This window comes from Cupriavidus respiraculi, assembly GCF_914271545.1.
Classification (GTDB): domain Bacteria; phylum Pseudomonadota; class Gammaproteobacteria; order Burkholderiales; family Burkholderiaceae; genus Cupriavidus; species Cupriavidus respiraculi.
In genome coordinates, this window is record NZ_CAJZAH010000010.1 from 100,791 (window position 1) to 114,527 (window position 13,737).

The window sequence follows — 13,737 nt, forward strand, 5'->3', positions numbered from 1 at the left end:
AAGCGAAAGGTGCCGCGGTCCCATCGTGCTCAGATGTCATCCTCTCAAATCTGCTAGCGGCCTGTCGCCCCGTCAGTCTGCGATCTATGCTGTATCCGTGCAGCCGTAGTATCACAATGGCGGGGTAGAGACAGGGTATACAAGACCGCAAGGGAAGCCCTGACGCGGCTTCTAGCAGAGCCGAGAGTGCGCCCGCCTTCCCCGCACGAGCGGAAGGTCTCTCTGATGACCTCAGGAGGCCACCATGAGCCACTCCGCAAAACGCCGCCGCGCTCGCTTGAGCGCGACACGCGGCAATCCCGCCAGACGCTCCGCTACGCCTTTCCCGACTTCCTCACGCGCGCCGTCCGTGCCCGCCGAACGGTCGCTGCGGCAGACGCCACGATCGCCCCATCGGGACTCGGCGAGCACGATTTCTCCCGCAATCTTCCACCCCTATCGATCCGCCATCAGCGAGGCTGCAGAAGCCGCACTTGTCGATGCCGCGCAGCTGCTGACCTTGATGGATACGCTGGTCGGTGCGTTGGCGGAAGCGGAAGCTGAGTGCGCAATCCCGGCGGACTCGCTGGCGGCCATCACGCGTACGCTGCGCTTGCTCGCTAAGCGTGCCTGCGATGGCATCGAGGCGATGCAGCCGGCGGTGCAGGCGGCCTGGCAGGCGGAGCTGGATGCCTGGCAAGACATGGATCGAGGCACGGCAGCGGAGGGTGGTGCTGACCCTGCGCAGCGGCACGCCTGATGCTCAGGCTTGCCGTCCGCTTACCGCCGTGATGCACCTCTGCCGTGGGGCTGCAGTGCCTGCGTCAGCTGCGCGAGCAGGATGGCGAGCTTGAGCGGCTTCTCGGCGTAGAACACGTTGAAGGTGTCCACGAGGCGTGCGATCTCGGCCTCGCTGTCCTGGCCACGGCCGGTCAGCAGGATCACCGGGGCATCGGCATTCTCGCTGCGCCGGATGCGTTCGATCGGCTCGGCGGCGGTGTGGTGTCCCACGCTCCAGTCGAGGATAAAGCCGTCGAAGTCGACGCCATGCAGCGCCTGCAGGAACGATGGCATGTCGTAGTACGGTCGCGTGTCGAAGCCCTGCTCGTTCAGGTACTCGCACAGCGTGTCGGTGACCGCGGGGGCATCGTCGACCACCGCGATCACCGGCTTGTCCGGGTCGGCGCAACGGCTCGGTATGACGATGCGCTCGACCTGGAACAGCGCGCTAGCAGGAGCCGCCGCGACGTCGTACACCGACCATTGCTCGCCGACCTTCGTCGCCACAAACTCTCCCACCACGGGATCCTCCGTCGGTTGCCGCACGGCGTGGCGTCGGCCCGCCAGACCACTCGCGAGGGGCTGTCCGATCCAAACCTCGCACACCAGGCGCAGTGGCCCAAGCGCCAGCACGCCGGGGCACGGCTGGCACGCCGCTTCTCCGACGCCGTCCAGCAGCGTTCGGGACGGCTCTCCATAGTGTTCTGCCACGGCCTTCAGTTGCGACAGCGTCCATGGCAACTGACCCTTCAACTTGCGGCTGGCGGCGGAGAAGCTCACGCCGAGCAGACGGCCGAGCTCGCCGGCGTGGCTGCGTTTGGCCACGCCGTGCCGGACCATGATGTCCCTGACCTGATTCGCGATGGATAGCCAGTCGATAGCGGATTGATCTTGCTGCATCCCGATTCCGTTCCACGCCTCACGAAACAAATGCGCAAAAGCTTTCGAGTTTGATCCGCGAGCGGTCCAAATCCGAGGCTGCACGCTGCATGCATGACGCACAGCTTCAGGTTGACGACCTAAGCTGACCGTCAGCGTCAGGTTGCTGGCGTCCAGATCGATAGAAGGTAGGACATCGGCCGCGAGACAGCTACCACTTTGCTGCACGCGTTGCTCAGGACGTCGAGGGTTCCGTTCATGCCGTTCACCGTCGATCGGCGAGATGGCGACGCGCTGGACCCGCGCCGGGGATGGAGTGACTGCAGGCGCTGCAACGAGACGGTCAGAAGCGGTGTCGGCGCACCGCCTCTGCCCTAACCATAACAAGCAAGGCTGAGAGGACCTTTTCAATATGGCTTCGAGGATTGTAGGACAGGCGCGGCATCGTGCGTGTGCGGCAAGGTTGTTACCGATCGCGATGGCGGCAACGTGTCTGCTCTTCGCCGGAGGCACCAGCGGGGCGACGATCTGTCTGCGAAACAGCGACGGGACTTACGACACGCTGCGCACCGGTGGCGACACGCTTTACACGGGCAACGGCAATCAGGCGGGCATCGTTGGGGGCTCCATCTCCTTTACGCCAGAAGTCGGCGAGGGCAGCGGCGGCACGATGAATTCCTTTATTACGGGGTTGGGCTCGGGTGGAATGCCGCTCAGTGTGGTGCAGGGTGGGCGATCGGGAATGGGCGTTGTCGGCAAGGGCGACACGACGCTCGCGCAGACGAGCTTCGGCGGAGGCGCCGGCAATCCCTGCGGAGTGGGAGGGGCGAACGCGTCCAACACCGCGGCCATGGTCGCCGATGTGCAGGCGATGGCTGAAGCGGTGGCCGCGACACAGGGGGAAATCATCACCAATGCACCGCGCTCCGCGGCGGCGGCGCTGGCCACGGGGCAGAATGCCACCGCGGTCGGCCGGGGTTCGGTCGCGGACCGCGACAACGCGGTGTCGATGGGTGTCGCTGGCGGCGAGCGGCAGATCACGCATGTCGCGCCCGGCACCAGCGGCACGGACGCGACCAATCTGGCGCAGATGCAGGCGGCCGACGCCGCCACGTTGTACAAATCACGCGCCTATACCGACGCGAAGACCGCGCACGTCGTGCGCTATGACGTCGATGCGAGCGGCCAGCCGTTGCACACGGTGACGCTTTCGGACGGCGATGGCGTGCCCATGCGCCTGCGCAACGTCGCCGCAGGCGTGGCGGAGACCGACGCCGCGAACGTCGGCCAGGTCCAGGCCGGTGATCGGCAGACGCTCAGCGATGCCAATCGCTATACCGACTGGAGAACCAGGAACGCCATCGAGTACGACGTGGATGCGATGGGACAGCGCGCTGGATCGGTGACGCTGGCGGGTGGTGGTGCTGGGCCTGTCACGATCCGGAACGTGGCCGCAGCCGTCACGGACAACGAGGCGGTGAATCTTGCGCAGATGCGGGCCGGTGATGCGGCAACGCTGGATGCGGGCGAGCGCTATACCGACCGGCGGCTCCGGCATGTCCGTCTCACTTCCGCACTCGACGATGCGCAGGCTGCCGGCAATGAGTCTGTGGCCATCGGCGGGAACGCGTCGGCCTCGGGTGCCAACTCGGTGGCGATCGGCACAGCGGCGATGGCGGCGCAGGCAGGCAGCGTTGCCCTGGGTGTCGACGCGCACGCCACCGCAGCGGATTCCGTTGCTTTGGGGAACCGCGCCATTGCGTCGCGCGGTGCGGAGCAGTACGTCGATCCGATCAGCGGGCAGGCAAGGCGGTCCGCGGGTGAGGTGTCGGTTGGCACGTCGGGGGCCGAACGGCAGATCACGCATGTCGCGGATGGGCATCAGGCGAGCGATGCGGTGAACCTGCGCCAACTGCAGTCAGGGCTGTCCAGCGCGCGCGGCTATGTCGACGAACGGATTGCGATCTATCCCGGCGGTTCGATGCCGGCGCCCGTGGCCACCGCGGACAACGCGGTGGCCATCGGCCCCGGCTCGGTCGCGGACCGCGCCAACAGCGTGTCGGTGGGCGCGGCCGGCAACGCGCGCCAACTGACCAATGTCGCGCCTGGCACGGCGCCAACCGATGCGGTCACGGTTCAGCAGCTCGGCGCCGTCTCGGAGCAGGCGCGCCGGCTGGTCAGCGCATCGGGGGCAATGTCGGCGGCGATGGCCGCCATGCAGCCCAACGCGCGGGCGGAAGGGCCGCTATCCGTCTCGGTTGGCACCGGCACCTATGGGGGCACCGCCGCGCTCGCGGCGGGGATCAACTACTACGCGTCCAATCGGGTGCTGGTCAATTTGAAGGCCTCGGCCGCGGTGGGCTCGGGCCTGTCGGGAAACCAGCTGTTCGCCGTGGGGGCGGGCGCGACGTTCGGCTTCTGATCGCCGCTTCGTGAGCAGGAAGCGCGGCCCTTCGTCGCTTCCTGGCCATTTCCACGGTCTTCCCCACGGTCTCCGCATTCCTCCAAAAGGAACAAGCCATGTCACGCAATATCTCCGCCGGGCTGCTCCTGTCGGCCCTGGCCTGCGCGGCTTCCGGTGTCCTCGCGATGCCCCTTGCGCATCCCACTAGCGGGTCGCAGACGGACAAGGGGGCGCCGGCCGCGCTGCAGGCTCGGCTGGACCGCCTTGCGCATCTTTCCGCGTCGCCGTCGCGCACCCGGGCGCAGTGCTGGATTGATCTGGCTCGCCGGGAGCGGCAGCAGAGCGCGACCCATGCAAACCGCACGCCGGACAAGGCGCTTCACAACGCCGATGCGCTGATTGGCGCGCTGGAGGAGGGGCGGGGCAACGCGCCGGTGGAGCCGATCTTTACGGAGCGTGTGTATCCCTCCACCGATCCGCGTCACGGTCGGCCCAGCTGGTTCGCCGATATCCGGCAGATCGAGGACGCGCTGGCGGCGTACCGCGACCGCCATTGCGAAACGCCGCTGTCGGCCTGCCTGGACGTGGCGTACCAGAGCGTGATGGAGAACATGGAGGAAAGCCGGGGCGGGCGGTGGCATCACGGTCGCACGGAAGTCGACCACGCCCTCGCCCTGGCGCGCCGAACGCCCGATGACCTGGCCGCGTGTGCGGGTCGGCCGACCGCCACGCCGCTGGCGGATCCGGCGCCGGTTGCTACGGCTCCTAGGCAACGGGTTGTGATCGCGCAGCGCCTGGCCGCTGACGCGCTGTTTGGATTTGATCGCGCGGATCTCACCACGGCGGGCAGGGAAGCGCTCGATCGGTTCGTGTCGGGGCTGGCGCAGCGTTCGGACGTGGTCCGGATCCGGGTGGTCGGCTACACCGACCGCTTCGGCGGCGACGCCTACAACGTGGCGCTGTCCCGGCGAAGGGCGCAGGCGGTACGTCGGTATCTGCAGGCGCGGGCGGTCAAGCTGCCGATCGTGGAGATTGGTGCCGGCGCGTCAAGACCCCGTGCGGATTGTCCCGGGCGGGCGGATGAGGCGACGGTCGCTTGCCTGCAGCCGAACCGGCGCGTCGAGTTGACGGCGGAGTCCTCTGCGGAGCTTGAGACTTCGTCCGGGTTCCCCCCGCACGAGTCTGCGTTCGCAAGCGGTGCTATTGAGGCCGAGCGCCAGTTGGCCGAGACCGTTGCCGGAGGGGACCAGCCATGAGGGTCCGGGATATTTGCGCTTTAACGCGCTTGGCGAGGACGGTCGAGCGTGCGGAGCCGGTCTTCCACGCTGCCTCGCACGTCGTGATCGCGGCGGCGCTGGTGCTGCCGCAATGCGCCCATGCGCAAGGGGTAGGTGGCATCGGCTCAGGGGTCACCGATCTGCTGAAGATGGTGGCCAACCTCGTGGTGTTCGAGTGGGGCTACTACCTCGGCATCATCCTCCTCGCCTTCCAGGGCTATCGCTGGAAGACCGGCCGCTGCGATCTGATGGAACTGGGCAGGTGGGCGTTCGGGATCATTCTGGTGTTCTTCGCCCCGAATATCGTGACGGAGTTCCGTGGTCGGGCGGGCGGGATATGAGCACAGCGACGCTGACTTTCGATGAGGGGGAGGCGCTGGTCGTCTCGATGACACGGCCGACGATGATCGGCGGGTTGACGCTGAACAGCATCGCGCTGAGCCTGTATCTGCCTGGGATCGCGATGCTGCTGACACGCTCGGTCGTGCCGGCGGTGCTGGTGCCGGCGCTGCTGCTGGCGAGCTATCTGGTCTGTCTCAGGGACGTATATCTGTTCGATGTGGCGTTGGCCGCGATGCATCTGAAGCCGGGCCGCAACACGCCGTTATGGGGGTGCCGCCGCTATGCCCCTCGCTGATCTGCTGCGACGCCATTGCGATATGGCGTTGTCGATGCCGGCACCGGCGGGCGCGCGCCTGGACCCGCGGGAACTGATCGCCAGCGACATGATCCCGTACACGGTCCACTACGACGACCACACGGTGGTGACCAAGGACGACGGTCTGCTGCAGGTGATCAGGATTGATGGCCTGCATTTCGAGTCGCTGAGCGCGGAGCAGATCCGTCAGTTCGAGCGGCGGCGCAATACCGTGCTGCGGGCGATCGCCGGCAGCGATCGTATGGTCTACGTGCACCTGATCCGGCGCAAGGTCGCCGCGTATCCCGATGGCGATGGGGAGGTCTGGTTTGCGCGCGAGTTCAATGCGGCGTGGCGGGCGCGCTACGCGTCCCGGGCGTTCTATGTGAACGAGATCTATGTGTCGATCGTGTGCACGCGCTTTCGGCGGGGTGCGCCGGGGCTGCTCGACCGAGCCTTTGGCGCGCTGTCGGGCGGCAAGGGTGGCGGGGATGACGCGCTCGCGGGCTATGCCCAGCTGGCCAAGGATCTGTATGCCGCCTCCCAGTTGCTGCTGCAGTCGTTGTCGGACTATGGGGCGCGGCGGCTATGCGTTCAGCGCAGGCCCGTCTTCGCGGAGGCACGTGTGGCGCGCACGGCCGCGCGGCGGGAGATTGTCCGCTGTCATCGGCATTGGGACGATTTCCTGCGGCTGTATGGGGAGGCGGAGGACTACAGCCGGGAGGAAGTGGAGGACTTCCTGGGGGAGGAGGTCTCGGAGATCGCCAGTTTTCTGCACTACTTGGTCAATCTGCAGCAGGCGCGAGTGCCCGTGAGCAGCATGCCGCTGGACCGCGCGCTGGCGGCGTCGTGGCTCGATTTCGGGTTGCTGGGCAACACGATGGTGGCCGAGGGGCTTGGCGAGCGGCGCGCCGCCGCGGTATTGAGCATGGCGGAATGGCCGGCGCGCACGCCGTCGCGGATGCTGGACGAGTTTCTGCGCCAGCCGGTGGAAGCCATCATCACGCAGTCGTTTGCCTTCACGGATCGCATCAGCGCGGAGCAGGCGCTGCGTCAGGAGCGGCGGCGCGTTACGGTCAACGATCGCGAGGGGCTCGCCACGGAGGATCGCGACGAGCTGGCCCGGGGCCTGCAGGAGCTAGCCAGCGGTCGCTCGGTCAATGGCCTGCATCACCTGACCATGCTGGTGCATGTGCCGGTGGCCACGGGCCATGGCGATGCGGTGGCGGACCGGCGGCAGACCTTTGCGAAGCTCGACGCCGCCGTTGCCATGTTCAAGAAGGCATTCGTCAATCTGGGCGTGCGACCGGTGCGCGAGCGCTTTGCGCTGGAGACGTTCTTCTGGGCACAGCTGCCCGGGCAGGCGCAGCACTTTCTGGGGCGCAGGGGCAAGATTGCATCGGCGAACTTTGCGGGCTTCGCGTCGCTTCACAACTTTGCCCAGGGGCGGATCGACGGCAATCTGTGGGGGCCCGCAATCATGCCGTTCGAGACCGAGAGCGGCACCGCGCACTACTTCAATTTCCATCGGGAGATGGACGGCATGGTGTCGGGCCATACCGCGATCACGGCGGATACCGGGTCGGGCAAGACCACGATCCTGTCGGCGCTGATCGCGATGGCCGACAAGGTCCGGCCACGGGTGGTCTGGTTCGACAATCGTGAAGGCGCCCGGGTCTTTATGGAGGCGATGGGCGCGCGGCATACGACGCTGACGGTCCAGGGCAGGACTGGCTGGAATCCCTTCCAGCTGCCGGACACGGCGGAGAACCGCGCCTACCTGGTCGAGCTGCAGATGCTGATGCGCACCTGCTATGGCGGCGCGGCGAGCGCCGACGATATCGAACGCTTCCAGCATGCCGTCTCGGAAAACTATTCCCTGCCGCCGGCGGACCGGCGACTGCGCAATGTCGCGTGGTGCTATGGCCAGGGCGGGCTTGCACGCGACATGCGCGTTTGGCACGGCGCCAGAGGCGAGGAGGGCGCCAACGCCGGGGTGTTCGACAACGCCGACGACAACCTCGACCTGGCGGCCTGCCGCTACCACTGCTACGAGATGCGGCAGCTGATCCGCGACGGCGTGGCGCGGCCGGAACTGCCGGTCGTGCTGAGCTATCCCTTCCACCGAATCGCGCAGGCGATGAACGGGGAGCCCTTCATTCTGGTGCTGGAGGAGGGGCAGAACCTGGTGCGGCATCCGTACTGGCGCGACAAGATCGACAGCTACATCATGCAGATGCGTCGCAACAACGGTGTGCTGATCTTCGTTACGCCGGATCCCAAGTATCTCTACTGCGAAACCGACGCGATCCTTAAGCAGACGGCGACCAAGATCTATCTGCCCAATGCGGAAGCGCGGCGGGCCGACTATGTCGACGCGCTGGGTCTGACCGAAGCGGAGTTTCGGTTTATCCGGGACACGCCCCCGGGACAGCGCAAGTTCCTGATCCGCCGGGGCAACGAATCAGTGCGTGCCGCCTTCGATCTGTCCGACCTCCCGCAGTTTATCCCGGTGCTGTCGTCCAACGACAAGGGCGTCGCGCTGATGAAAGCCATCCAGACGGAGCTCGGGACCGACGACCCGGCGCAATGGGTGCCGGTGTTTATGGCACGCGCGCTGGCGCAGAACACGCACAACGTGGGGCGGGGCTGACATGGGTGCCAGTGCCCGCGTAAGGGGCCGAGCGGCGATGGTCGCCGTGATCCTTGCCGCCGTGGTACTCGCAGTAGGTCCCCTGCCTGCGCGGGCGAGCGGCATCCCGACTGTGGATGTGGCCGCGATCGTGCAGCTGAAGCTGCAGTACGACCAGTTGCTGCAGCAGTACGACACGCTGCGGCATCAGTACGAGGCCGTGACGGGGCATTACGGCCGCGGCGCCGGCTTTGGCGAGGCGGTCACGGCCGCGTCGGTCGTTCCAGGGTCGTGGCAGGCCGTGGTGGCGGAGCAGTCCAGAGGCGCGTTCGGGGCGCGCCAGGCGCAGGCCGAGGCGCTGATCCGCACCGCGCCGCCGGATAGCTTCGCGGATCCGGCTTCGCCGGCAGCGACCAGCTATCGGTTCGGCACGGACGCGGTGCGCAGCGCGATGGCTGGCGGCGACGCGCTGTACGCCCAGGCGCAGGTGCATCTGGCCAATCTGTCTCGGCTCGGCCAGCAGGTCGACACGACGGAAAATATCAAGGACGGGCAGGACCTGCAGAACCGCATCGCCGCAGAGAGCGGCCTGCTGCAAAGCGCGCTGGCCAAGCTGGCGACGCTCAACATGAATCTGCAGGCCTCGGTGGCCAATCAGGTGAATCAGGCGACGGCGCAGCGCCAGCGGTACTTCGCGCCGACGACGAAATAGCTCGGTTCCTTCGTTCAGCACACGCCCCGGGCGGGGCAGGGAGTCTTCGATGAAGCGATGCATGACCTTGCTGGCGGTGGTGACGGCCCCCGTCTGGCTGCCGATCTGGTTGCCGCTGTGGTTGTTGCGGCGGTGCTGGCGCGCGCTGGCGGCGCTCACGCTGGCGGGTTTTCTGGGTGGCTGCGCGGCGGCCTCGAATCGATTCGACACGTCTCCGTGCGCGTGCGCCTTCCTGCCGGTCAATGTGTCGGCGGCCGAGGTAACGGGCCATGCCTGAGATCCGTGGGCGTGACATCCGCTTGATGCTGATCGGCGGCGCGCTTGGGGCCTTGGGCGCGATGGGCGGCCTTGGGGCGCTGGGTGCGATGGCGGGCCTGAGTGCAGGCGGGAGGCAACCGTTGTCCCCGTCGGCGCTAGGGCAGCCGTGCGGGCTTTCGTCGGGGCGGGCGCGGGCGTATTTCGGTGGGGCCGGAGAGGACGGTGCGGCGTCGCGCACGGAAGGGTCGGCAGATGCCGCAGAGTCGGTGCCGGGGGACGGGGCCGCGCAGAATACGACGCCGGATTGCGATGACAATGCCCATGACGAGGCGGCGTTCGTCCCGCTGCGGTGCCGGCGCGATTCTCTGCCCGGCGAGGTATCGCGATGAGCGCGGTGACACTGGGGGGCATGCTGGGCGCGGCCGACGGCATGACGCGCTCGTTTCTGGCCAGCACGTATCCGGCGGTGGCCCGCAGCGTCGCGGCTCCGGTGTATTGCGGGGCGGTCCTGTACTGGGCGCTGCATGGGTACAAGGTGATGGCGGGCCACGCGGCGCTCGACTGGAGCGAGCTGGTCACCAAGGCGGCGATGACGGCGATCGTGTTCGGCACGTTGAACTGGGGCGGTCTGGCGGGCGAGATCTACCAGGCGTTCGTCTCGACGATGAACGGAACCGCGGCCACGATCATGGCAGGCGAGCCGACGGTCGACATGCTCGATGCCTTGTGGGTCAACGTCAATGCGGTGTCCGACACGCTGCGCAACAGCAGTCTGTACGAGATGGGCATGATCCTGGACGGCTTCGGTCTGTGGATCGTCAACACGATCCTGTTTGCCATTGCGCTGGGTTATCTCACCCTCGCCAAATTCGGCCTGGCGATCACGATGGTGCTGTTGCCCCTGTTTGTCGGCTTCGGGATGTTTCCACTCACGCGCCAGTGGCTGATGAACTGGCTCGGCTACATGATGTCGTTCGCCTTTCTCTACATCCTGGTGATCGCCATCGTGCGGTTCGGCTTTGCCGCGTTCGGCGATGCCGTGCGCGAGGCGGGGCAGGCGGCGGGCGTGATCGGATCGAAGGGCGTGCGCAGTGCGCTGACGGCCGAGCTGTTTTTGCTCGAGACCTCGCTGTGCATTTTCATGTGGCGGGCCCGGGAATGGGCAGGCAGCCTGGCCGGCGCGACTACGTCGTCTTCCGGCGCGCTGATGCTGGTGATGCGCGGGGCGTTGCCCCGGGGAGGGCAGGGTGCGAGCCGCGGCAAACGTTGATGGCGCGGGCAGTGGCCGGGGAACCATGGTGGGCGATCCGACGACGCGCGCGTTGCAGTTGGGCGGGACGAACAAGCTGCGGCAGCAGCGCAACCGCGCCTATCTGTTCAACGGCCTGCAGGCGGTTTGCCTGGTGGCGCTGTCCGCGGCGGTATGGCGGCTGGCGGATGTGCATACCGTGATCCCGGTGGTGTCGGTGATCGACGCCAATGGCCACGTGACCCGGCAGTCGGTCGTCAGTCCTCAGACGATCGCGGGCCACGAGAGTTTCGTGCAAAGCCAGGTGTTCAACTTTGTGACGTACTGCAATACGTTCGATCCGGCCTGGCGGCAGCACTACGCGGATCTGTGCCGGCTGCACGCGACCACGGCCGTGGCGCGCCAGTACGAGGCCGAGACCGCTGCCGACAACCCGGACAACCCGTATTACGCGGTGGGCCCTGGCGGTCGCCGCTATCCGCGCATCACGGCGGTGACGTCGTTGGGGCGGGATGCCTATCAGGTGTCGTTCCGCTCGATCACGGAGCGGCCGGGGGCGGAGGCGACGACGGAGTATTTCACGGCATTGGTTCACTACACCATCACCTATCAGCCGCTGGCGCTGGGCGACCGTTGGGTCAATCCTCTGGGGTTCGCCGCCACGGCGTATCGCAAGGATCAGGAGCTGGCGCGCCAGTAGGCGCTGCCACGATATCGGGGATACCACCATGACATGGCAGGGCAGGCGGGTGTCAATCGGGATGCTGTCGGGGCTGGGGCTCGCTCTCGGGCTTGTTGCGAGTCCGGCCGTGTATGCCGCAAAGGCGCCGCGGCCCGTGCTGACGGACACCCGTGTCAGGCAGGTTCTATTCGATCCGAATCAGGTGTACGAGGTCGCCGGCACCTACGGGTATCAGACGGCCATCGAATTCAGCCAGGGCGAGTCGATCAAGGTGGTGTCGCTTGGCGACAGCATCGCCTGGCAGGCCGTGCCGTACCGCAATCGCCTGTTCCTCAAGCCGGTGGAGCCCAACGCGTCGACCAACCTGACCGTGATCACGGACAAGCGGACGTATTTTTTCCGGCTGCGGGGTGCCGCGGCGTCGCAGCCGATGACCTTCGTGGTTCGGTTCGTCTATCCGGGCAGCGGCGGCCGGGACGCGCAGGGCCGCCATGGGGATGGCGACGCGCCGGGCGGGCGCGCCGGCGGGCAGAGCGTCGACATCGGCAGGCTCAACTTCGACTACGGGCAGTCCGGAGACCGGGCGGCGATTCCGCTGATTCGGGCGTTCGACGACGGGCAGTTCACCTATCTGTTGTTCGACAAGGACGGCGACGTGCCGGCGGTGTACCTGGTGGCGGCGGACGGCACGGAGTCGGTGGTCAATACCCGGCGCGAAGGTGAGTACCTGGTGGTGGAGCGCGTCGGCGCGCGCTTCACGCTGCGCAGTGGCAAGGCTTACCTGTGTCTGCAGAATCGCCGCCTCGCCGGGCGCGGGGCGGCGCCGACGGAGGGAGGCGGCAATGGATGAGCCGGCTTCGTCGGAGCGCGGGGTCGGTACCGATCTCCGCCAAGGGTCGGGACCACGTGCGGGCGGCCGGAATGGGCGGCCCGACGTCGAGCGCCCTGACGGGGGTGCGTTCGATGCGCAGGATAGGGCGGTCGCCGACGCATCGCGCGGTCCGTCGGCGTCCGGACACGAGGAGCGGGAGGCGGCGATCCGCGCTTGGGAAGTGCAGTGCGATCGGCCGCTGTTGGCCGAAGGGGGCAGGGCGCGGCGTGGCGCGATCTGGGCCGGCGCCCTGTTGCTGGGTGCGGTGGGCGGGGGATGGCTGCTTTGGCGCGGCGAGCCTCCGGCAGCGCCACGCGCGGGCAGCGACTCCGCCATCGCGGAGCGCAAGCCGGTGCCCAAGCTGCACCAGATGCCGTTCGCGGGCGCTTCAGCGGCCTCTGCGGCCGGTGCCGCGCCGGCGGCTTCCACTTCGCCGCCTTTTTCGGCGGTTGACGTTGCTGTGCCCCCGGACGACCCGCTGCGGTCCCGGCGCGATGAGCTGGCGCTGCAGCGTGAGGAGCAGGCCCGCAAGCTGGCCGCGGCACGGCTCAAGTCCGCGATTCTGGTACCGGTCCACGGCGAGGCGGAGCTTGCGTCGGGGGAGGGTGGGGCGGCGCCGGCCTTGGGGGCCGATGGCGGACAGTCAGGGGCCCGTGCGGATGTCCATGCCGAGGACGGCAATGCGCGCTTTGCGGACCGGGCGGGCGGCACCGGGGTTGCGATGAGCATGGCGAGCCGGATCGGCGATCTGGACCAAAAGGTGCTGCGTGGCAAGTGGATCGAGGCGGTGCTGGTGCCGCGGGCGGTGTCGGATCTGCCCGGCACGCTCTGCGCGACGGTGCAGCGCGATGTGTATGGCGAGCGGGGCAGGGTGGTGCTGATTCCGTGGGGCTCGCGGGTGTGCGGCGTCTATCGCGCGGAACTACGCAAGGGCCAGGACCGATTGTTCGTGGTCTGGCAGTCGCTGCGCGCGCCCGACGGGGCGCAGGTGTCTCTCGACAGCGCCGGCGCCGATCAGCTCGGCTCGGCCGGCATGGGCGGCCAGGTGGACACGCATTTTGCGCAGATCTTTGGCATCTCGGCGCTGCTGTCGATCATCGGGGCGGGCGCTTCCACTGCGGGCGTCGCTTCCCAGGATCCTTACAACTCGGTCTCGTCCTACCGGCAGTCGGTGCAGCAGGCCGCGGCGCAGAGTGCGCAGCAGGCATTGCAGCCGTATCTCGGTATTGCGCCGACCGTCACCGTGCCGGCCGGCGATCGGATCCGCATTCTGGTCAATCGCGATCTGGATTTCTCGCGGGTGTTCGCGCGCGCCGATGCTGCGGACGCGCAGGGGTCCCAGGCGTCCGGCGTGACGTTTGTTCCTTAGCCTGGGTG

The 13,737-nt window shown here is 67.5% G+C and carries 13 protein-coding genes; 12 read left to right on the forward strand and 1 reads right to left on the reverse strand.

Features of this window, described 5'->3' with window-relative positions; all coding sequences use genetic code 11:
- Positions 1-244 precede the first annotated feature (244 nt).
- Positions 245-739 (forward strand): hypothetical protein, encoded by a 495-nt coding sequence (locus LDO27_RS24955; RefSeq protein WP_222208806.1) that lies wholly within the window; start codon positions 245-247, stop codon positions 737-739.
- A 20-nt stretch (positions 740-759) separates the two neighbouring features.
- On the opposite strand, the gene LDO27_RS24960 is transcribed toward LDO27_RS24955, so the two are convergent.
- Positions 760-1,659 (reverse strand): helix-turn-helix domain-containing protein, encoded by a 900-nt coding sequence (locus LDO27_RS24960; protein ID WP_222208808.1) that lies wholly within the window; start codon positions 1,657-1,659, stop codon positions 760-762.
- A gap of 457 nt (positions 1,660-2,116) precedes the next feature.
- On the opposite strand from LDO27_RS24960, the gene LDO27_RS24965 reads away from it, so the two are divergent.
- The 11 genes from LDO27_RS24965 (at position 2,117) to LDO27_RS25015 (ending at position 13,729) form a co-directional block, all read left to right on the forward strand.
- Positions 2,117-4,060, forward strand: coding sequence for a YadA family autotransporter adhesin (locus tag LDO27_RS24965; protein ID WP_222208810.1), 1,944 nt, complete (start codon positions 2,117-2,119; stop codon positions 4,058-4,060).
- Positions 4,061-4,158: 98 nt separating this feature from the next.
- Positions 4,159-5,298, forward strand: a complete 1,140-nt coding sequence (locus LDO27_RS24970) for an OmpA family protein (protein WP_222208812.1) — start codon at positions 4,159-4,161, stop codon at positions 5,296-5,298.
- Positions 5,295-5,660 carry a TrbC/VirB2 family protein gene (locus LDO27_RS24975; protein ID WP_222208814.1) on the forward strand — a complete coding sequence of 122 codons (366 nt, stop codon included), beginning with the start codon at positions 5,295-5,297 and terminating at the stop codon, positions 5,658-5,660. The genes LDO27_RS24970 and LDO27_RS24975 overlap by 4 nt, the downstream gene beginning before the upstream one ends.
- A complete protein-coding gene (locus tag LDO27_RS24980) occupies positions 5,657-5,956 on the forward strand; it encodes a VirB3 family type IV secretion system protein (protein WP_222208816.1) in 300 nt (99 codons plus the stop codon). The genes LDO27_RS24975 and LDO27_RS24980 overlap by 4 nt, the downstream gene beginning before the upstream one ends.
- On the forward strand, positions 5,943-8,609 hold the full coding sequence (locus LDO27_RS24985) for a VirB4 family type IV secretion/conjugal transfer ATPase (RefSeq protein ID WP_222208818.1): 2,667 nt from the start codon (positions 5,943-5,945) through the stop codon (positions 8,607-8,609). Before LDO27_RS24980 ends, LDO27_RS24985 begins: the two co-directional genes overlap by 14 nt.
- 37 nt (positions 8,610-8,646) lie before the next feature.
- Entirely contained in the window at positions 8,647-9,300 is a 654-nt protein-coding gene (locus tag LDO27_RS24990; RefSeq protein ID WP_222208820.1) for a type IV secretion system protein, read from the forward strand.
- 61 nt (positions 9,301-9,361) lie between these two features.
- Positions 9,362-9,577: a hypothetical protein gene (locus tag LDO27_RS24995; RefSeq protein ID WP_222208823.1), complete on the forward strand. Its 216-nt coding sequence runs from the start codon at positions 9,362-9,364 to the stop codon at positions 9,575-9,577.
- Positions 9,578-9,967: 390 nt separating this feature from the next.
- Entirely contained in the window at positions 9,968-10,828 is an 861-nt protein-coding gene (locus LDO27_RS25000; RefSeq protein WP_224044541.1) for a type IV secretion system protein, read from the forward strand.
- Positions 10,829-10,853: 25 nt separating this feature from the next.
- Positions 10,854-11,507 (forward strand): type IV secretion system protein, encoded by a 654-nt coding sequence (locus LDO27_RS25005; protein WP_222208827.1) that lies wholly within the window; start codon positions 10,854-10,856, stop codon positions 11,505-11,507.
- Between the two features lie 136 nt (positions 11,508-11,643).
- Positions 11,644-12,339 (forward strand): TrbG/VirB9 family P-type conjugative transfer protein, encoded by a 696-nt coding sequence (locus LDO27_RS25010; RefSeq protein ID WP_224044543.1) that lies wholly within the window; start codon positions 11,644-11,646, stop codon positions 12,337-12,339.
- Positions 12,332-13,729 carry a TrbI/VirB10 family protein gene (locus LDO27_RS25015; RefSeq protein WP_224044545.1) on the forward strand — a complete coding sequence of 466 codons (1,398 nt, stop codon included), beginning with the start codon at positions 12,332-12,334 and terminating at the stop codon, positions 13,727-13,729. Before LDO27_RS25010 ends, LDO27_RS25015 begins: the two co-directional genes overlap by 8 nt.
- Positions 13,730-13,737: the final 8 nt, after the last annotated feature.